This is a genomic window from Amycolatopsis sp. lyj-84 (assembly GCF_046549075.1).
Taxonomy (GTDB): Bacteria; Actinomycetota; Actinomycetes; order Mycobacteriales; family Pseudonocardiaceae; genus Amycolatopsis.
This window is the reverse complement of sequence record NZ_JAJPWO010000004.1, coordinates 334,037-352,396: the sequence shown is the minus strand read 5'-3', so window position 1 is coordinate 352,396 and position 18,360 is coordinate 334,037. Positions and strand designations below refer to the sequence as shown.

At 69.7% G+C, this 18,360-nt stretch carries 15 protein-coding genes; 11 read left to right on the top strand and 4 right to left on the bottom strand.

The genetic code is table 11. From position 1 onward, the window contains the following. Positions 1 to 20: 20 nt before the first annotated feature. Entirely contained in the window at positions 21 to 1,436 is a 1,416-nt protein-coding gene (locus ACLJRM_RS15855) for a serine/threonine-protein kinase (protein WP_410663385.1), read from the bottom strand. Positions 1,437 to 1,476: 40 nt separating this feature from the next. Between ACLJRM_RS15855 and ACLJRM_RS15850 the strand changes: the two genes are divergently transcribed. Then, a complete protein-coding gene (locus tag ACLJRM_RS15850) occupies positions 1,477 to 2,034 on the top strand; it encodes an RNA polymerase sigma factor (protein ID WP_410663384.1) in 558 nt (185 codons plus the stop codon). 360 nt (positions 2,035 to 2,394) lie between these two features. Next, positions 2,395 to 3,441, top strand: a complete 1,047-nt coding sequence (locus ACLJRM_RS15845) for a hypothetical protein (protein ID WP_410663383.1) — start codon at positions 2,395 to 2,397, stop codon at positions 3,439 to 3,441. Positions 3,442 to 3,674: 233 nt separating this feature from the next. Here ACLJRM_RS15845 and ACLJRM_RS15840 read toward each other — a convergent pair whose 3' ends face one another. Further along, positions 3,675 to 4,865, bottom strand: coding sequence for an MFS transporter (locus tag ACLJRM_RS15840; RefSeq protein ID WP_410663382.1), 1,191 nt, complete (start codon positions 4,863 to 4,865; stop codon positions 3,675 to 3,677). 53 nt (positions 4,866 to 4,918) lie between these two features. On the opposite strand from ACLJRM_RS15840, the gene ACLJRM_RS15835 reads away from it, so the two are divergent. The 3 genes from ACLJRM_RS15835 to pip all read left to right on the top strand — a co-directional run bounded on the left by ACLJRM_RS15835 (position 4,919) and on the right by pip (position 7,529). Beyond that, a complete protein-coding gene (locus tag ACLJRM_RS15835) occupies positions 4,919 to 5,308 on the top strand; it encodes a MerR family transcriptional regulator (protein WP_410663381.1) in 390 nt (129 codons plus the stop codon). A 139-nt stretch (positions 5,309 to 5,447) separates the two neighbouring features. Then, positions 5,448 to 6,569: a hypothetical protein gene (locus ACLJRM_RS15830; RefSeq protein WP_410663380.1), complete on the top strand. Its 1,122-nt coding sequence runs from the start codon at positions 5,448 to 5,450 to the stop codon at positions 6,567 to 6,569. A gap of 18 nt (positions 6,570 to 6,587) precedes the next feature. After that, positions 6,588 to 7,529, top strand: coding sequence for a prolyl aminopeptidase (pip, locus tag ACLJRM_RS15825; RefSeq protein ID WP_410663379.1), 942 nt, complete (start codon positions 6,588 to 6,590; stop codon positions 7,527 to 7,529). 27 nt (positions 7,530 to 7,556) lie between these two features. Here the strand turns inward: pip and ACLJRM_RS15820 are convergent, their stop codons facing one another. Then, positions 7,557 to 10,169 carry an AAA family ATPase gene (locus ACLJRM_RS15820; RefSeq protein ID WP_410663378.1) on the bottom strand — a complete coding sequence of 871 codons (2,613 nt, stop codon included), beginning with the start codon at positions 10,167 to 10,169 and terminating at the stop codon, positions 7,557 to 7,559. 104 nt (positions 10,170 to 10,273) lie between these two features. On the opposite strand from ACLJRM_RS15820, the gene ACLJRM_RS15815 reads away from it, so the two are divergent. From ACLJRM_RS15815 to ACLJRM_RS15805, 3 genes are read left to right on the top strand one after another with little or no spacing between them, the layout of a single operon-like run. Further along, positions 10,274 to 11,347, top strand: coding sequence for an alkene reductase (locus tag ACLJRM_RS15815; RefSeq protein ID WP_410663377.1), 1,074 nt, complete (start codon positions 10,274 to 10,276; stop codon positions 11,345 to 11,347). Further along, the gene (locus tag ACLJRM_RS15810; protein WP_410663376.1) at positions 11,344 to 12,501 is read left to right on the top strand and encodes an MFS transporter; all 1,158 of its coding nucleotides are present in this window, start codon (positions 11,344 to 11,346) and stop codon (positions 12,499 to 12,501) included. The genes ACLJRM_RS15815 and ACLJRM_RS15810 overlap by 4 nt, the downstream gene beginning before the upstream one ends. Before the next feature lie 58 nt (positions 12,502 to 12,559). Continuing rightward, positions 12,560 to 12,877: a hypothetical protein gene (locus ACLJRM_RS15805; protein ID WP_101613347.1), complete on the top strand. Its 318-nt coding sequence runs from the start codon at positions 12,560 to 12,562 to the stop codon at positions 12,875 to 12,877. A 131-nt stretch (positions 12,878 to 13,008) separates the two neighbouring features. Here the strand turns inward: ACLJRM_RS15805 and ACLJRM_RS15800 are convergent, their stop codons facing one another. After that, the gene (locus ACLJRM_RS15800) at positions 13,009 to 13,428 is read right to left on the bottom strand and encodes a histone-like nucleoid-structuring protein Lsr2 (protein WP_101609146.1); all 420 of its coding nucleotides are present in this window, start codon (positions 13,426 to 13,428) and stop codon (positions 13,009 to 13,011) included. Positions 13,429 to 13,588: 160 nt separating this feature from the next. Here ACLJRM_RS15800 and ACLJRM_RS15795 point away from each other — a divergent pair, with 160 nt between their 5' ends. The 3 genes from ACLJRM_RS15795 to ACLJRM_RS15785 all read left to right on the top strand — a co-directional run bounded on the left by ACLJRM_RS15795 (position 13,589) and on the right by ACLJRM_RS15785 (position 18,158). Continuing rightward, complete coding sequence (locus ACLJRM_RS15795) at positions 13,589 to 14,836, top strand: FAD-dependent monooxygenase (protein WP_410663375.1); 1,248 nt, start codon at positions 13,589 to 13,591, stop codon at positions 14,834 to 14,836. Positions 14,837 to 14,894: 58 nt separating this feature from the next. Continuing rightward, the gene (locus ACLJRM_RS15790; RefSeq protein ID WP_410663374.1) at positions 14,895 to 17,570 is read left to right on the top strand and encodes an AAA family ATPase; all 2,676 of its coding nucleotides are present in this window, start codon (positions 14,895 to 14,897) and stop codon (positions 17,568 to 17,570) included. A 102-nt stretch (positions 17,571 to 17,672) separates the two neighbouring features. Then, entirely contained in the window at positions 17,673 to 18,158 is a 486-nt protein-coding gene (locus ACLJRM_RS15785; protein WP_410663373.1) for an SRPBCC family protein, read from the top strand. The last annotated feature ends 202 nt before the right edge of the window (positions 18,159 to 18,360 follow it).

The following is an 18,360-nucleotide window of genomic DNA, read 5'->3' as shown; positions in this document are numbered from 1 at the left end:
TAGTAACGGATCGATAACGCTCAGGTGTGCTGGAACGCCGCTCCGTCCACGTACCGCCATCCGGAACCACCCTCGACGACTCCGCCGCGGCTGCTCAGCGGGCCGAAACAGCTGGCTCCCGCGAAGATCCGCTGACTCTGGTCGCCGTGGTTGTAGACGGACTTGAACGGCTTCGCGGTGTTGCGGCATTGGGTTCCGTCCGCGGACCAGTCGAGTGGGTGCACCTCAGGCGTCCCGTAGAAATTCTCCAGCGGGTAAAAGCACATCGTGCGCGGATTCGTGCAGGTCGCCGGAGGTTTGGAGTCCGGGGCTTCCTGCCTCGGCAACTTCGGCGTGGTCGCCGGTGGGGTCGACGGCGATGGCGGAGGCTGAGAGGCGGTCACGGGTGGCGCGGCGGGGCCGGACGTGGTCGCGGCGGGCGGTGAAGAAGGGGTCGCCGTCGCCGAGGTGGAGCCGGCGGGCGACGGCACGGGCGCCGCACTGGACGACGACGCGGAGATCGCGGCCGGTGCCAGCGCGCCGGCCGGGCGATCACCCGGGTTCGCGGCGATCAGCACGCCGGCGACCGTCGCGGAGATCGCGAGCACCGCGACTACGGCGGCGATCCACCAGTGGCGGGTCCTCGACCTGGTCGGCGGGGCAACCGCCTCGTTGCCCGCCTGGCCGTTCGCGACGCGCCGAAGTTCCTCGGCCAGCTCGCCGGCGGTGGACCAGCGATCGCCGGGATGCGTGGCCAGGGCCCGCATCAGCACCGCGTCGGCGCCGGGTGGCAGGTCCGGGCGCACCTGGCCGACGGGTGTGACCGCTCCCAGCACCGGCGTGTGGCCGGTGAGCGCCCGGTACACCGTCGCTCCGATCGCGTAGACGTCCACGCGATGATCGATCGTCGCGTCGCCGTCGGCTTGTTCCGGAGCCATGTAGCCGGGAGTGCCGGCGGTCATGGTGAGACGTGAGCCGCGGTCGAGGTCCCTGGCGAGACCGAGGTCGGCGATCAGCACCTCCGACGAGGACCGGAACAACACGTTGGACGGCTTGATGTCGCGGTGCATCACTCCGCTGTCGTGCAGGTCTTGGGCACCCGCGGCGATCACGGCGCCGTAGCCCAGCGCGGTTTCGGCGGGCAGGGGACCGTGCTCCAGCCGATCGGACAGGCTCCCGCCGTCGGCGTAGGTCATCACGAAGTAGGGCCTGCCGTCGGGGAGTTCGTCGATATCGAAGACCTGTACGACGTGAGGCGACCGGGCGCGGCGCAGTACCCGCGCCTCGTGCACGAACCTGTCGCGCACGTCGAGCCGCTGCGCCCAGTTCTCCGCGAGCACCTTGATCGCGACGTGGTCGTCGAGGCGCTCGTCGAAGCCGAGCCACACGGTCGCGAAGCCGCCGGAGCCGAGCGACCGCTTGATGGCGTAGCGCCCGATGAAGGCTGGGGGAGTCACCACCCTATGATGGCGGACAGCGACCAGTTCGATACGGCGGGTGCAGAATCAAGTGGACGACGTGACCGACGACGAGCTCGCCCGCCGTGCGGCGGACGGTGACGAATCCGCGCTCGGCGAGCTGCTTCGCAGGATCCGGCCTTCGGTGTTGAGCCAGTGCGCCAAAATGCTCCAGTTCTGGGCCGACGCCGAAGAAGCCTGCCAGGACGCGCTGTGGGCGGTCGCGCGGGACATCGCGACGTTCGAGGGCCGGTCCAAGTTCAGCACCTGGCGTTACAGCGTCGTGGTCAACAGCGTGCGGCAGACCTACACGAAGCTCAAGCGAAAGTCGCCGGAGTACCCGGCGGAGGAACTGCCGCCGCGGCCCGACCCGCGGACGACGAGCGTGATCGCCGGTTCGCGCGTCGACCTGCTGGAGGCGCTGGACAAGCTGGAGCGGCGGTCGCCGGAGTTGACCGCGCCGTTCGTGCTGCGGGACCTGGCCGACTGGCAGTACAACGACATCGCCGCGCACTTGGATCTTCCGTTGACCACGATCAAGTTCCGCATTCACGAGGCGCGGAACGCCATCAAGAAGTACCTGAGGGAAGCGTCCTGACGGGGCTTGATCCCGCCGTATCTGTTGATCACTGACGCGATTCTCGCGGTTCAGGCCACCTGTTCCAAGGCGTGATCTATTCGTTACTAACCGATCCCCTTTTCGACGCCACCTCATGCATGTACGGGTCGCGATCGAAGGAAAGGGGGATCGGTCATGCCGCAGAACGAATCCGCCATCGCCGAAACCACGCCGCCGCTTAAGGAAAAACCGGAAGTTCCCGGGAAACCCCGGAGGATCCGACGCTGTTCTGGATTCCTGACGGCCATGGTTTGTGCGGGCGCTCTCCTTTTGACGGGGTGCACTACTGATTCCGCCGCGCCGACCGACTCGGCGCGGGAAAGCCGGGAAATAGCCGCGTTGCCGGAACTGCCGCCGGGCAGGGTCCGCGAGATCACCCGGAACGTGCCGGCGCCGGTGGTTCCGCCGCCGGGTATGTCCTCGGTGACCCATCCGGCGGGGTTCGGTTTTCTCACCGGGCCGCACTTCGGGCTCAAGATCGCCTGGGTGGCGACCGGCCGGGCGATCACCGGCCACCCGCCGAACCTGCCGGTGAACGAGCCCGTGAGGGCGGCGCCCGGCCAGGAACTGTTGGTGTTCCAGGTGGATCCGGCGGTTCGTTCCGGCCATTGGACACGGCGTGACGCCGATCCCGCGCCGGTCGCCGAACTCGTGGTCGCCGGAGTTCCCATCAAGCTGGCGAAGCTTCCGCTGCGGCCGAGTGCCGGCAGGTTCGGTCTTCCCCGGGACGGGCTGCTCGTCGTGGCCGGCGTTCCCGTCGGCGTGCCGGTCTCCGTCCGGGTGACCGACGCGGGCCGGACGCAGACCGTCGATGTGCGTACCGGGCTCCGGGCGAGTGACGAGATCGCGGGCTATTACCGCAAGACGACGCAGAAGCTTGTGTGGCGCCGCGACGACGTACCGATCGGCGTTTCGGTGGCGGGACACAGCTATCGCGGCACCTTGGACATGGGCCTCAAGAGCTATGCCCCGTCCCGAATCCTGAGTGATCCGGCGGTGTTGCTCACGCCGTACAGCCCGGGCAACGGCTGGGCCGCGCCGGGCCACGCGTGGTTGACGGTTCCGCGACCGACCCTGTCCGGCAACGTGCTGCCCGGCCCGCTGCTCACGCTCAAGGTCGACGATCCAGCCTCGTTCCAGCTGCGCCTCCCCGACGGCACCGTGGTGCCTGCCGCACCGGGCAGCAGGGAAACACCGATCACCCTCGGCTCCCTCGGAGACCCCGGCCCCGATCTGACCTTCGACGTGCCCGCGGACTTCCGCACCGGCACCTACGTGGCGCGCCTCGGCGCGGCAGCCGTCATCGGTGAGTACCGCGACGCGAAGCTACCCGCCCGCTGGGCGCCGGGCCCGGAGCCCGCCGAGATCCCGATCGACCTGGACTGACAAGGACGGGAACATGGAAATCCTCAAGGGACACAAGCGAACCCGGTTGTTCGCCGCGATCTGCGGGGTCGTCGTGCTGTGAATGGGCCCACCACGGGTTCCGCAAACGTGACCTGGACAAACTGTCGCGTCAGGAGTCTGCGTCGGGTTCGTGAGCCGGGATCTCGCTGGGCGCTCAGAGTTGCCCAAGGAACCTCGTGGTCAACTGCGCTCATCCTTTGCGGGGAAGGGGATCAAGCGGCGATCGAGGCTTCGCGTCCGGCCTCTTCCGCCGGCCTCCGTGTCCGGGGTAGCACGAGATAGGTCAGGGCCAAGCCGATCAGGCTCAGTGCCGCACCCGCCAGGCCGGTCCACCGCAGAGCACCGGCGGCGGCGATCGCGCCGCCGATGATCGAGCCCGCCGCGGCGCCGAGGTTGAAGGCGCCCACGTTGAGGGAGACCGCCAGATTCGGCGCGGCGCCCGCGTGTCGCAGGATCATTCCCTGAAGCGGGGCGACGGTCGCGGTGGCGAGCAGGCCGAGTACGAGGACGGCCGCCACGGCGGTGGGCTGCCAGACCACGGCGAACGGGATGAGCAAGAGCGTTCCCGTCAGTCCTCCGAAAACTCCGCGCACGGTGGCGTTCAGCGACTTGTCCGTCAGTCTTCCGGCGGTGAGGTTGCCGAGGAAACTGCCCGCACCGTAGGCCAGTAGCAGCCCGGAAACCGCCGCGGGGGAGAAGCCGGAGACGCGGGTCAGCAGCGGGGCGATGTAGGTGAACACCGTGGCGACTCCGGAAAAGCCCACCGCGGTGGTGACGATGGCGAGTACGACCGGCCGACGTGCCACCACGCGTATTTCATCACGCAGTCGGGTGGACGGCGCCTCCTGCCGGGGTAGTACGGCGGCCAGAAGCATGGTGCCCGCCAGGGAAAGAACGGCCAGCACGGCGAAGGGGGCCCGCCATCCGGCACTCTGCCCGAGCAGCGCCCCCAACGGCACTCCGAGGAGCGTGGCCGCGGTGAATCCGGAGACCACGGTGGCAATGGCCGTTCCGGTCTTCTCGGCCGGGACCACCCGGGTCGCCGCTATCAGCGCCAAGGACAGGAAAGCGGCGTGACTGAGCGAAGACACGACACGACCTGCCAGGAGCAGACCGAACGACGACGCCACAGCGCTGATCGCGCTCCCCGCGGCGAACAGCAGCATCAGTCCGATGGAGAGCCCCTTACGCGGCAGACGTGAGGTCAGCAGGGCCATGAGGGGACCGCCGATCACGACTCCGAGCGCGTAAGCGGTCACCGCCTGCCCGGCGGTGCCCACCGAGACGTCCAGATCCTCGCCGACCTGGGGCAGCAGCCCGGCGATCAGGTACTCCGAGGTACCTACGACGAAGACGCTTGTGGACAAGGCGCCGAGCGTCGCGAAACCCTTGTTCAGTTTCATGCCGCAGACGCTAAACTCTCACATCGATATGAGAGTCAAGTCGGGAGGTCCACGTGCGCATCGGTGAGTTGTCCCGGCGGACCGGTGTGGCCGTGCATCTGTTGCGCTACTACGAGGAACAGGGACTGCTCCACCCGCAGCGGCGCCCCAGTGGTTACCGCGAGTACGTCGATGAGGACGTCGCCGTCGTCCGCCGGGTCCGCAGCCTGCTGGCCGCCGGTCTGGGCACTTCGACGATCACCACGGTCCTGCCGTGCCTGCGGGATACCGGAGACCGTCTCGTCCCGACTTGCTCGGACCTACTCGCCGATCTCCTCCAGGAGCGCGACCGCATCGCTCAGGGCATCAGCGATCTTCAAGCCTCCATGGACGCGCTCGACGACGTCATCGCGGCGGCCCCGGCCGACGTCACCCGCCGGGCACGGGCATCGCTCGGCGGGTGAACCGAGTCTGCGCCTACCATGAGATCTACGTCCGAGACAGGCGAGCGGGTGATTTCTGCGCGAACGACGTACGGCACCGGTCCACTGGACGGTAGAACCGGCTTCGTCGGCGTACCGCGGGCTCCCGTTGGAGGGTTGGATGGCAAGTACTGGTCAGGCGGTCCACCGCGTGATGGTTCTGGTCGACATCGAGGGGTTCGGCGCTCCAGACCGAACCTTGCCGCACCAACTCGGCACGCGCCAGGGCCTGTACACCGTCATGGCCGAGGCGCTCCAGGCGGCCGGGGTGCCGTGGGCGGTCTGCTATCACGAGGACCGCGGCGACGGTGCGGTCGTCCTCGTCCCACCTCAATACCCCAAGGCTCCGCTGGTAGAGGTTCTACCCGAGGCGCTGGTGCGCGCACTGCGTGCCCACAACCACACCAGCCATCACTCCCAGCGGGCCAGACTGCGCCTGGCCGTGCATGCCGGCGAGGTGGCCTTCGACCAACACGGCGTCACCTCAACTTCCCTCACCACCGCCTTCAGGCTCCTCGAAGCCGCCCCGTTGAAGAAGGCCCTAGCCGACTCGCCTGGACTGGTCGCCATGATCGTGTCCCGCCTGATCTTCGACGATGTCGTTCACCACTCCGCCGCACTCGACCCAGCGGTGTTCAGGCCAGTGCCGGTGAACGTGAAGGAAGTCCGCGACATCGCGTGGATCGCCCTGCCCGATCACCCTTATCCCTCCGATGCCACCGTGCTGGCGCACTCGGCCCGACACGACACGTTCAGGACAGTGATCGATGGAGCCGCCGGGGCGCCAGAGCGAAAGAAGCCGGGGACGTGGCACCGGAAGTGCGCCTTCCTGATCTTGGCGCTCATCGGCGCACTTGGCGTCGGTGAAATGGTCAACCACAACAAATGGAAGTCCACGCTGGCCGTGCTTGAAATCGGCATCGGCCCCGCCGCCGTAACAGCTACATTCTTCTTCGCAGGCTCCCTGGCACTCTTGGCTTTCCTGGCCATGGTGAAGACCAAGGGCAATTCCGGTAACGCTGGCCCAGTCATCGCAGTAGGCATCCTTATCGGCGCCGCAGTATTCCCCATCGTCGTCTCCGCCATCGCGGGCGGCTCCCAGATCCTTCGCACCCAGATGCCGCCGGTCGCGGCCTTGGTGGTCTCCACATTCGTTATCTCGGCTGGTTTTCTCCTCGCGCTCGGGTGGCTCGAAGATCGAGGGGAAATCGATCCAGTCTCGAGCGGGAGTTCAGCACACTGAATGCACGACAATAGGCTCATGTATCCGGAGATCGAGCCCCACGCGTCAGGCCACCTGGACACAGGTGACGGCAACCTCGTGTACTGGGAGGAATGCGGCAACCCCGGTGGTAAGCCCGTGGTGTTCCTGCACGGAGGTCCCGGCGGCGGCTGCTCACCGTCGCACCGCCGGCTGTTCGACCCGTCCGCCTATCGGATCGTCCTGTTCGACCAGCGCGGGTGCGGGCGGTCATTGCCGCACGCTTCGGCGTCGGGCGATCTTTCGTCGAACACGACTTGGCATCTCGTCGACGACATCGAGCGCTTGCGGGAGTCGCTGGGCATCTCGCGGTGGCAGGTGTTCGGCGGGTCCTGGGGGTCGACGCTGGCGTTGGCGTACGCCGAGAAGCACCCGGAGCGCGTGGCGGAGCTGGTGCTGCGCGGGGTCTTCACACTGCGTTCGTCCGAAGTGAGCTGGTACTACCGGGGCGGCACGGCGCACGTCTTCCCGGACTTGTGGGAGAAGTTCACGGCGCCGCTCGCCGGGCTCGACGGCGATCCCGTCGAGCTGTACGCGAAGCTGCTCGCCGACCCCGACCCCGAGGTGCACGGGCCGGCCGCTGTCGCGTGGAGTACCTGGGAGGCCGCTACGACGACGCTGCTTCCCCGGCCCGAAATGGTGGCGGAATTCGCCGATCCGGACTACGCGCTGGCGTTCGCGCGGATCGAGAACCACTACTTCGTGAACAACGGGTGGCTCGAGGAGGGGCAGCTGATCCGGGACGCGGACACCTTGAAGGACATCCCCGGCGTGATCGTGCAGGGGCGATACGACCTCGCCACGCCCGCGATCTCCGCGTGGGACCTGCACAAGGCGTGGCCGGAGTCGGAGCTGGTGATCGTGCCGGGTGCCGGGCACGTGTACGACGAGCCCGGCATCCTGGCCGCGTTGCTGGAGGCGACGGATCGGTTCCGTGACTAGCTCATCCGGGATTGCCGCACAGCCAGGTCAGCACACTCGGCCGAGGTCCAATCGGGACAGCTCCCGGCGCGTCCGCACGCCGAGTTTCGGGAACGCCCGGTAGAGGTGGTGCTCGACGGTACGCGGGCTGAGGAACAACTGTGCGGCGATCTCACGGCTCGTACCGCCGTCCGCGGCCAGCCGGACGACCTGGAGTTCTTGTGGGGTAAGGCGGTCCAGGAGATTCTCGGCGGTGGGTTCGGCGGCCGGGCCGGAGTCGCCCGTGGCCTCGAGTTCGATCGACGCGCGATCGGCCCACGGTTTCGCGTGCAGCCGCGAGAAGATCTCCAGTGCCGAGCGCAGCGGAACGCGTGCGTCACTGCGGCGTCTGGCTCGGCGCAGCCATTCGCCGTAGAGCAATTCCGTGCGTGCCCGTTCGAAGGGGCGTTCGCCGGGTGTGTGGATTTCCAGTGCGCGCAGGTAATGCGCTTCGTCGTCGCCCAGAATGGCGCGGCAGCGCGCCGCCACGGCCTGGGCCCACGGCTGCCCGCCCGCCGTCGCCCACGCTTCGAATCGGTGGAACGCGGGTTCGGCCCGGCCCGGATCGCCCAGGCGCACCGCAGCCTCCAGCTGGTCCGCGGCGGCCGTGATCACCACCGTCGTGTACGCGAGCGGTCCGCGCTGCACGGTTTCCAGGCGGTCCAAAGTAGACTGATAGCGGCCGAGGCCGAGGTCGAGCAGTGCGAGCGCGGCGGTGCTCGCCGCACCGCCGGCGTCCGGTGTCGCTTCTGCCAGCTCCTGGCAGCGCCGCTCGTCACCTTCGATCGCCGCCATCCGCGCCATCACGGCGTTCAGCCGCGGTAGCCGCCGGTGCGACCCGGTGTCGCGGGAGATCCGCGCCGCTTCGGCCACCGACGCGGCGGCGTCCTGGTGCAGTCCGGCCGAAATCTGCGCGCCCGCGAGGTCATGCAGGACCTGGGGGAGTACGCCGATCAGCCCGTCACGTCGGCAGCGGGCCACCTCTGCGGACGCGAGTTCCCTGGTGGTGGTGTCGTCGCCGAGGATCATCGCGCTGTAGGTCCAGGCGAGATCGGAGCTCGGAGTGCGCCCGACGAACTCGGCCAGCAGCGGCAATCCGGTCGCGAAGTCGTCGTCCACCAGGCAGGCCATGCCCCGTACCAGCGGATCGGTGCCGTCCAGCGCGTCGTTCGCGGCGCGCACGGTTTCCCGGTCGCCGGAGAACCAGGCGTACCGGGCACCGGTGCGCACCATCGCCACCGCATCGGCGGGTTCGGCGGACCGGGCGTGCTCGACGAGCAGACGCGCGGCCGCACGCCCGTCTCCCCGTTCGAACTCCACGGCGGCACGCACCTGCGCCATGCCCGCGCGCGCCTTGGTGTCCTCGGTCAGCGGCTCCGCCTCGCGGACCAGCTCGGCGGCCTGCTCTCCGTGCCCGGCGGCGAGTGCCAACGAGGCCGCCTCTCCCAGCCGTGCCGCTCGCATCCCGGTTTCGGCGGTGAGTTGCGCGGCTTGCCGGTACAACCCGGCGGCCGCGGAAAACGCCGTACGTGCCCGCGCTCGTTCGGCCGAGCCGGCGATCTCGGCGGCGACCCGCTCATCGGGAGCGGTGGTGGCGGCGGCGAGATGCCGGACCCGGCAGTCGGCGTCCGAAGTGGACTCGGCGAGCGCCTGGTGCACCGAGACCCGGCGCGCGAGCACGGCACCCTGGTAGGCGGCGGTGCCGATCAGGGGGTGCCGGAACGTGATCGTCGTTCCGGTGACATCCAGGAGCCGCGCGGTCTCGGCCTGTTCCAGATCGGCGAGCCCGACGCCCAGCGCCTGGGCGGCACCGAGCAGCGTCGGCAGGTGCCCACGTCCCTCGGCCGCCGCGAGGAGCATCATCAGCCGGGTCCGCGAGGGCAGCGCGCTGATCTGCGCGCGGAAGCCCGCCAGCACGCGGTCGCCCACCGGCAGCGGTCCGGCGGCGACGTGGTGTTCCCGTTGCGCGGCGGCGAATTCGAGCAGTGCCAGTGGATTACCCGCCGATTCCTCGAATATCTGCGACGGCGACGGCGGTGTCAGCCCGCGTTCGGCGAGCAGCCGACCGGCGTCTGCCGCGTCGAGCCTCGCCGGGCGCAGTTCGGGAAGATCCGGTGCGGTGAAACCGGTGTCCCTCGCTCCGAACAGCATCGCGACGCGGTCCGCGGCCAAGCGCCGGGTGGCGAACAGCACCGCGTCGGCGGTCGCGCGATCCAGCCACTGCGCGTCGTCGATCAGGCACAGCACCGGACCGTCGTCGCCGAGGTCGGAGAGCAGGGTGAGCACGGCGAGCCCGGTCACGAACCGGTCCTGGCCGCTGGTACGGCCCGAATCCAAGACAGCGCGCAACGCCTCAGCCTGCGGACCGGGCAGCGCGGCGAGCCGGTCCTGGAGCGGCCACAACAAGTGCACCAGCCCGCCGAACGCCAGGTCGGCCTCGGCTTCGATCCCGGTCACCCGTAGCACGCGCAGTCCGGCCGCGGCCTCGTCCGCCCAGTCCAGCAGCGCGGACTTCCCGATGCCCGCCTCACCTCGCACCACCAGCGAGCCGCTGCGTCCGCCGCGAGCCGCCGCGAGCAGCGCTTCGATCGCCGCCTGCTCGCCGGCCCTGCCGTACAACACGCCAGCCTCCGTAACCGCGGGGGAGGTACGTAGGCCGAACCCCAGTACCCGGTACCGAAACCTTACCGATTCGGCGGCCGCTCGCCCGGACGAAGGTTCACCGCATGAACGTTTTGCTGACCCCGCACTCCACGGGCACCCTGCCACTGCCGAACCGCCTGGTCATGGCGCCGATGACGCGCAGCCGCGCGACAGGCGGCCGGGTGACCGGGCTGACCGCCGAGTACTACGCGCAGCGCGCCGGAGCCGGCCTGATCATCACGGAAGGTACACAGCCGAGCATCATCGGTCAGGGCTACATCGACACTCCCGGCCTGCACACACCGGAGCAGGCCGCCGCGTGGCGCGTGGTCACCGACGCCGTGCACTCGCGCGGCGGCCGGATCTTCGTCCAGCTGATGCACTCCGGCCGGATCGGGCACCCGTACCTCTACCCGGACGGTGCCCTGCCGCTGGCGCCGTCGGCGATCGCGTCGGGCGAAAAGCTGTACGTCCCGGGTGATCTGCTCGACCATCCGGAACCGCGGGAAATGACACTGGCGGACATCGCCCGATCCGTGGACGATTTCGTCGCCGCCGCGCGGCTGGCGATGGAGGCCGGATTCGACGGTGTCGAACTGCACGGCGCCAGCGGCTACCTGATCCACCAGTTCCTCGCCGCCAACACCAACCGGCGCACCGATGCCTACGGTGGCCCGATCGCGAACCGCCTCCGGTTCGCGGTGGAGGTGGCGCGGGCGGTCGGCGACGCGATCGGCCCGGAGCGCACCGGCATCCGGCTGTCACCCGGCTCGACCCTCAACGGCATACGAGAGAGCGACACCGAACTGCTGTATCCCGCGCTCATCCGCGCCCTCGTCCCGGCAGGACTGGCGTACGTGCACGTCTCCGAGTCCGGCACGCGGGACATCACCAAGCTCATCCGCGCCGAGTGGCCCGGCACCCTCATCCTCAACCCGCACCCGACGGGCGAGGAACCGGCGAGCGCGGCGGACGGCGCGGACGCGTTGCGCGACGACGTCGCCGACGCGATCAGCCTCGGCCAGCTGTGGCTGGCGAACCCGGACCTGCCCGCGCGGATCGCCACCGGCGGCCCGTTCACCGCAGCCGATCCCTCGACGTTCTACGGCGGCGACCACCGCGGCTACACCGACTACCCCACCATGGACGAGCGATGAGCGCACGGATTTCGGCGCCGTGGCTGGCTTTGCTGGCCGGCCCGCTGTCGTTCGGCATCGCCGGGCCGTTGCTGATCCTGCCGGACGCGGCCGCGGCCCTCGGTACCGGAATCGCCACGGTGACGTGGATCGTGACGGCGTTCGGCTGGGGTATCGCCGTCGGCACGCCGCTGCTCGCCGGTCTGCAGAGCCATCGCGGCGTCCGGACCGCGTTGCTCACCTGCGCCGCGCTGGTGCTGGCGGGTGCCATCGCGGTGGCGACCGTTCCGTGGCTGCCGGTCCTCATCGCCGGTAGCGCCCTGCAGGGGCTCGGTACCGCCGGCTTCACCACGATGGCCATGAGCCTCGCCGGGTCGGCGCGGGCGATGGGCTTGGTCACCTCTTCGCTGGCGGTGGTCGGCTCGGCGTCGCCGTTGATCGCCGATCTGGTCGGCGACGCGCTCGGCTGGCAGCTGGCGCTGGCACTGCCCGCAGTCAGCTTGCTCGGCGTACCCGCTGCCCTGCGGTCGGCCGCCGGGACACCCGCCGAGCCGTCACGTTTCGACCTGGCAGGCGCGATTCTCGTGACCGCGATGGTCACCGCCTTGGTGCTCGTGCCGCATTTCTGGCTGCCCGCGGCCATCACGGTCGCCGTCATCGCGGTCCTGCTGGCCGGGCACCTGCGGGCGCGGCCGGACGGGTTCGTGCCCGCCGCGCTTTTGCGAACGCCGGTCTTCCTGATCGCGGCCGGGCTCGCGTTCGCGCTGGCGGTGGCCAACTTCGGGTTGGTGTACGTGCTGCCGCGGCTGTTGACCGAGCAGACCGGCTGGACCAGTGGCGAGGTCGGGCTCGCCGTCCTGTGGCCGCTGCTGTTCGGCGGGCTGATGTCCTATGTGGTCGTCGCGGTGACGGCGAAAGCCCCGTTCCGGGCGGTGGCGGTGCTGTTCCCGGCGCTCGCCGCCGTCGGGCTGGTGCTCGCCGGGGTGAGTGTTTCCCCTGCCGTGCTGCTGATCGCGCAGGCATTGACCTCGCTCGCGGCGGCCTCGGGCCAGGGTGTCTACGCGGTGCGTGCCGGGGACGCGGCCGGGTCGCATCGCGCGGCGGGGATGGGCTTGTTCAACCTCGCCTATTTGCTGGGGGCGGCGTTCGGTCCGGCACTGGCCGCGCTTCTCTGAAGACCGGTTCGCGGAAATCTCCGTGCGGCTCGCCACGGCGGCGCTTTACCCTGAGGGAATGGCGGAACGGATCATGTATGTGCAGCTCAAGACGGGCTATGACACCGATCGTGGCCCGTCGTGGATCGCCTGGGTCCGTTTTTCCAAGACCTGGAGGACCGCGTACCTGCACGGCCGAACGCTGCGGCGCCGGCCAGGCGGCGAGGGGAACTTCTCCGACGTCGAGACCGGAGAAGAGTTCTGGGTCTCCGGTCCGAAGCGAGACCGGACCGATGGACGGTACGGCCGCGTGCCGCCAGAGATCGATGACGACGCTCGACGGCGGTACGAGCAGTTCCTCCGGGGAGCTCCACTGCCCGGACGTGAGCACGGGTAGCCACATCCGAGGCAACTGTCGACCGTACTGCGCTGAACATCCATTATGGACTCGGATCCGGGGCTTACATCATCGCTCGTCCCTTTCCCGGCAGTGACAGGGAAGGGACGAGCGACGTGATCTTGCCGAGGTCAGGCCTTCTTGCGAGGTGCACGCTTGCGCTTGGCGGGAGCCTCTTCGGCGACCGGTTCGACGGGGGCCGACTCGGCGTTGTCGAACGCTTCGTAGATGTCGTTGGGAATACGGCCGCGTTCGGCGATCGGGTAGCCGTTGGCGGTGGCCCAGGCGCGGACCTGCTGGTTGCGTTCGCGGTCGGTGGGCTTCGCCGTACCACTGACCACGGTGGACTGTCCGGTCGCGACCTTCACTTTGCGTCCGCCGATTCGCCTGCTGGCGTCGATGAAGCGCTCGAGCTCGTCGCGCAGGGTGCCTGCGTTGTCGTCGGAGAGGTCGATCTCGTAGGTGACGCCGTCGAGTGCGAAGGGCACTGTCTGGGTGGCTTCGCCACCGTCGATGTCGTCGACGATCTGAACGGATACCTTTTGTACCATCGAGAGTGCCTTCCGCTAGGTCATTTCACGCCGGTTCGGATTGGCGCAGTGCCAATGAGTCTAGCCGTCGTTCACCGCGCGGTGCCTGGCGAGCCTGTGCGGCCACAAAATCGGTGTATTCGTATAAGGGCGCCACCTTCGTCTCGGTGTCTCTCGTGAAGTGGAAAGGCAGGCTGTCATTTCGGTTCCGACCCGCCCTCGCGTCCTGATCGTCGGCCTGGGGGTCAGCGGTATCGCCACGGCGCTCCGGCTGCACGAGATCGGCTGGCAGCCGGTGATCGTGGAGCGAGCCGCCGGCCGGCGCACCAACGGTTACTTCGTCGGATTGTTCGGCGCGGGCAAGACCGCCGCGCGGCGGATGGGGATACTCGACGGCCTGCGCGATCGGGCGTCCGGCGGCGCGCACGTCGAACTCGACCGCGGCGGCCGCAGATCGCCGGGAATGGGTTTCCGGGATCTGCCGGGCACCCCCTGGCTCATGCTCCGCGGCGACATCGAGCAGGCGGCGTACGCCGCGCTGCCCGCCGAAGTCGAGATCCGGTTCTCCACGGTTCCGGTGGCGATCGCCCAGGACGCCGATGGGGTGGACGTCGAACTGCGCACGACGACCGCCGGGACCTCGGTGACCGAGCGCTTCGACCTCGTCGTCGGGGCGGACGGACTGCGATCCGCGGTGCGCTCACTCGCTTTCGGGCCTGATCGGCGCTATCTGCGCCGCCTCGGGCACATGCTGGTCGCGTACGAATTCCCCGGCGTCCCCGAAGGCCTCGCCCGCGGGGAAGGGGCCACGATGATCGAACTGGGCCGATCCGTCTGGGTCTTCGCCTTCGAGGACCGGGACCCGACCATCCTGCTGTCCTACCGCAGCGACGACATCGACGCCGAGTTCACCCGGCCCTGTGCCGAGCGGGTGCGGGAGGTCTTCGGCCCCGAACCGTTCGGGGCGACGCTGGGCAGTGTGCTGGCCGCGCTCGAATCGGCCGGCGACGTCCTGTTCGACTCCGCCGAACAGGTCCGCATGGACCGCTGGTCGAACGGGCGGGTCGTGCTCGTCGGCGACTCGGCGTGGTGCGCGACGGCCTACGCGGGCACCGGGGTGTCCGCCGGTCTGGCGGGCGCGGACCTGCTGGCCGCCTTTCTCCAGGAACGGCCGGACGACCTCGGCGGAGCCTTGCGACGGTGGGAAGAAGCGTTGCGTCCCTACATCGAACGCTATCTGCGGACAGGGCTCGGCCAGCGCGGCTTCTTCACTCCCGGCAACCAGCGTGAAGCACGTCGGCGCAAAGTGATCACGCGGCTCGTCACCACGCCGGTCCTCGGGCCCGCGGTGCTCCGTCTCAGCTCGCACACCCCCAGCGCGAAGCTGAAGGACACCGACATCGTCGCGACGATCACTCGCCGCCGGTGACGATTGCCTGCCAGTGCCGATGCGCTGGTGCGGCGGCGTCACCCCTAGGGTTCACCCCATGCCCACGACGTCCCGATCGCTCGTCGGAAGGCGCGACGAGATCACGGCACTCCTCGCTCTCGTCCGCGCGGCGGAACAAGGCGAGGGCGGTGTGCTCGTCCTCCGCGGTGAACCGGGAATCGGCAAGAGCGCGTTGCTGGAACACGTCGAACACGCGGCGCCGGAGCGGTTCCGGATCATCCGTGCGTCCGGGGCGGAGTTCGAGGGTGAACTGCCGTTCGCGGCGCTGCATCAGCTTTGCGTTCCGGTGCTGGCGCAGCTCGAAACGCTGTCCGCGCCCTACCGTGACGCTCTCTCTGTCGCGTTCGGGCTGGCGGATGGCGCGCCGGATCCGTTCCGCGTCGGCCTCGCCACGCTGGAACTGCTCGCGGCCGCCGCGGCGGAAAGTCCGGTGCTGTGCGTCGTCGATGACGCCCATTGGCTGGACGCCGCCTCGGTGAAGGCGTTGACGTTCCTGGCGAGGCGCGTCGCGGCGGAGCCGATCGCGATGGTGTTCGCGGCCCGCGACCAGGACGCCGTTCGCGGGCTGGACGATCTGCCGGGGTTGACGATCAGCGGCCTGACCGACGCGAACGCGCGCGCGTTGCTGGCCGAAGAGAAGACCGCGACGCTCGACGAGCGGGTGCGTGACCGCCTTCTCGCCGAGGCACGCGGGAACCCGCTCGCCCTGATCGAGCTGCCGAAGGCGGGTGGCTTCGCGTTGCCGACGCCGTCGCCGGTCGCGAGCCGGATCGAGCGGAGCTTCCGGGCCAGGATGACGGAACTGCCTCCGGACGCGCGGCTGCTGCTCCTTCTCGCGAGCGCGGATCCCACTGGCGACCCGGGACTGCTGTGGACGGCCGCGCGACTGCTGGGCATCGACGTGCCCGCCGCGAGCGCCGCCGCCGAAGCCTCCGGGCTGGTGCGGTTCGACACGCGTGCGCGCTTCTGCCATCCGCTGGCCCGCTCTGCCACCTACCGCGCGGCCGAACCGGAGCGGCGCGTCGCGGCGCACCGGGCGCTGGCCGATGCCACCGACCCGGTCGCCGCCCCGGACCGGCACGCCTGGCACCGGGCGCAGGCCACCACCGGACCGGACGAGGAGGTCGCGGCGGAACTGGAGTCGTCGGCGTCGCGCGCGCAGGCGCGTGGAGGCGTCGCGGCCGCCGCCGCGTTCCTCGAACGCGCCGCCGCGTTGTCGCTGGACCCCGGCAAGCAGACCGAGCGCACACTCGCGGCAGCGCGGGCGACGCTCGAGGCGGGCCGGGCGACCGCGTCGGCGGATCTGGTGGCCAGTATCGACACCGAAACGCTGGACGACGTCCGGCACGCGGAGGCGGACCTCCTGCGCGGGCAGGTCGCGTTCGTCCAGGGTGCGGACGGTGCCGTCAAAGGACCGGAACTCATCTTGCGGGCGGCGCAGCGGCTCGCCGCCGTCGATCCGGCACGGTCACGCGAATGCTTCGTGGCGGCGCTGGAGATGGGGCTGGCCGTCGGACGGGCCGCGGGAGTGATGGACCGGGTGCTCGACGCGGCCCGCTCGGCACCGCCGTCGCCGGGACCTCCGGATCTCCTCGACGCGCTGGTGCTGTTGAGCACCGAGGGACACCGTGCCGGAGTGCCCGCGCTCCGGCGGGTGCTCACCGGCGAAGACGCCGACTGGACCAGGGTGCCCGCGTTGGCCACGGTGCTCGCGGGCGAACTGTGGGACCTCGACCTGCACACGTCGGTCGTCGAGTGGCTGGTGCGGACCGGGCAGGACACGGGATCCCCGATGGCCATCCGGCTCGGCCTGTCACAGGTGGCCGTGTCCGCGGTCCTCCTCGGCGACTTCGGGCGGGCGATCGACGCGGTCGCCGAGGAGGAGGCCATCGCCGACGCTCTCGGCGACCCGCCACAGCTCTATCCGAGAGTGCACCTCGCCGCGATGCGCGGCCGTCGTCAGGAAGTGCTCGATCTGTTCGCCGAGGTGACGATCCGGGGCAGCGGCCAGCTCACCGCGAACGCGCATTGGGCGACGGCCGTGCTGTACAACGGCCTCGCCGAATACCCGGCCGCGCTGGAAGCGGCCACGCGAGCCGTGGCGGGCAACGATCTCTTCCTCACCGGGATAGCGCTGCCCGAACTGGTGGAGGCCGCGGTCCGATGCGGTGAGAACTCCGTCGCACGGTCGGCGCTGGAGTCCCTGGCCGAGCGCACGGAACCCGCGGGAACCCGCTTCGCCCTCGGTGTGGCGGCCGGCGCCCGGGCGCTGGTCAGCGACCGGGAAGACGACTACCAGGAGGCGCTCGAGCACCTGACGGGTAGCTCGCTGACCCCGCATCTCGCGCGGGCACACCTGCGGTACGGGGAGTGGTTACGCCGTGCGGGCCGCCGTCGCGACGCACGCGAACACCTGCGTACCGCGCACGAACAGTTGTCGGAGATCGGGCTGGAGGCGTTCGCCAGGCGTGCCGCGGACGAGCTGCGCGCGACCGGGGAAGTGGCCCGGAGCCGTTCCGAGCACACCTATGACCGCCTGACCATGCAGGAGACGCACATCGCGCGCCAGGTCGCGGCGGGCGCGACGACGAAAGAGGTGGCCGGGCGCCTGTTTCTCAGCCCCCGCACGGTCGACGCCCACTTGCGCAACATCTTCCGCAAGCTCGGTATCACCTCGCGCAGGCAGCTCAGGGACATGTCCGACCTCGGGTGACGCGGACTAGGTGACTCCTACCGACGCGAACGGGCCGACGCCGCACGACGATGGTCGCAGACACGCGGAGCCTGCCGCTCCGGTCCTCGGAAAGGTCTGCGAATGATCACCGAAATCGACGTGAAAGCACCCGTGGTGGTGCACTGCGACACCGTCGTCGACGCGCCGCTGCGGTGCGTGTGGCGGCTGCTCACCGAGGTGTCCTCGTGGCCGGACTGGCAACCCGACATCACCGCCGCGGCAGCCGATCGTCCACTTCGGACGGGCAGCGCGATCCGGTGGAGCACGGCCGGGCTCGACATCGAGTCCACCGTGTACCAGCTACGGACCCCGGACCGGATCCTCTGGGGCGGAACCGCCGGCGGGATCACCGGCATCCACCTGTGGACGTTCGAGGTGATCGGGTCCTCGGTGCGCGTCCACACCGAGGAGTCGTGGGACGGAGGTCCCGTGCTCGCCGACGTCGACGGCATGCGGGCCGCGCTCGGCGAATCTCTCGCCGCCTGGCTCGGCCACCTCAGGAAGGCCGCGGAGAAGCGATCTGCCGGTTGGACAGGCCAGCGGCCATCTCGTGTTCGCGTGAGGTGAGTGAGGCGAGCTCCATCCCAACCCCCGGTCAGTCGGTGCACGGCCGCACACCGAGAGGAGTACCGCCGCGGCAGCTTCGCGAAACAGCGCGATTTGGCGCGGGCACGCCACTCGAGATCACGCGGACTCCTTCGCTCAACCATGCTCGCGACGTGTGATCGAGTGACTTTGCCGAATCCTCCTTTAGTGGTGATTGCGCGGG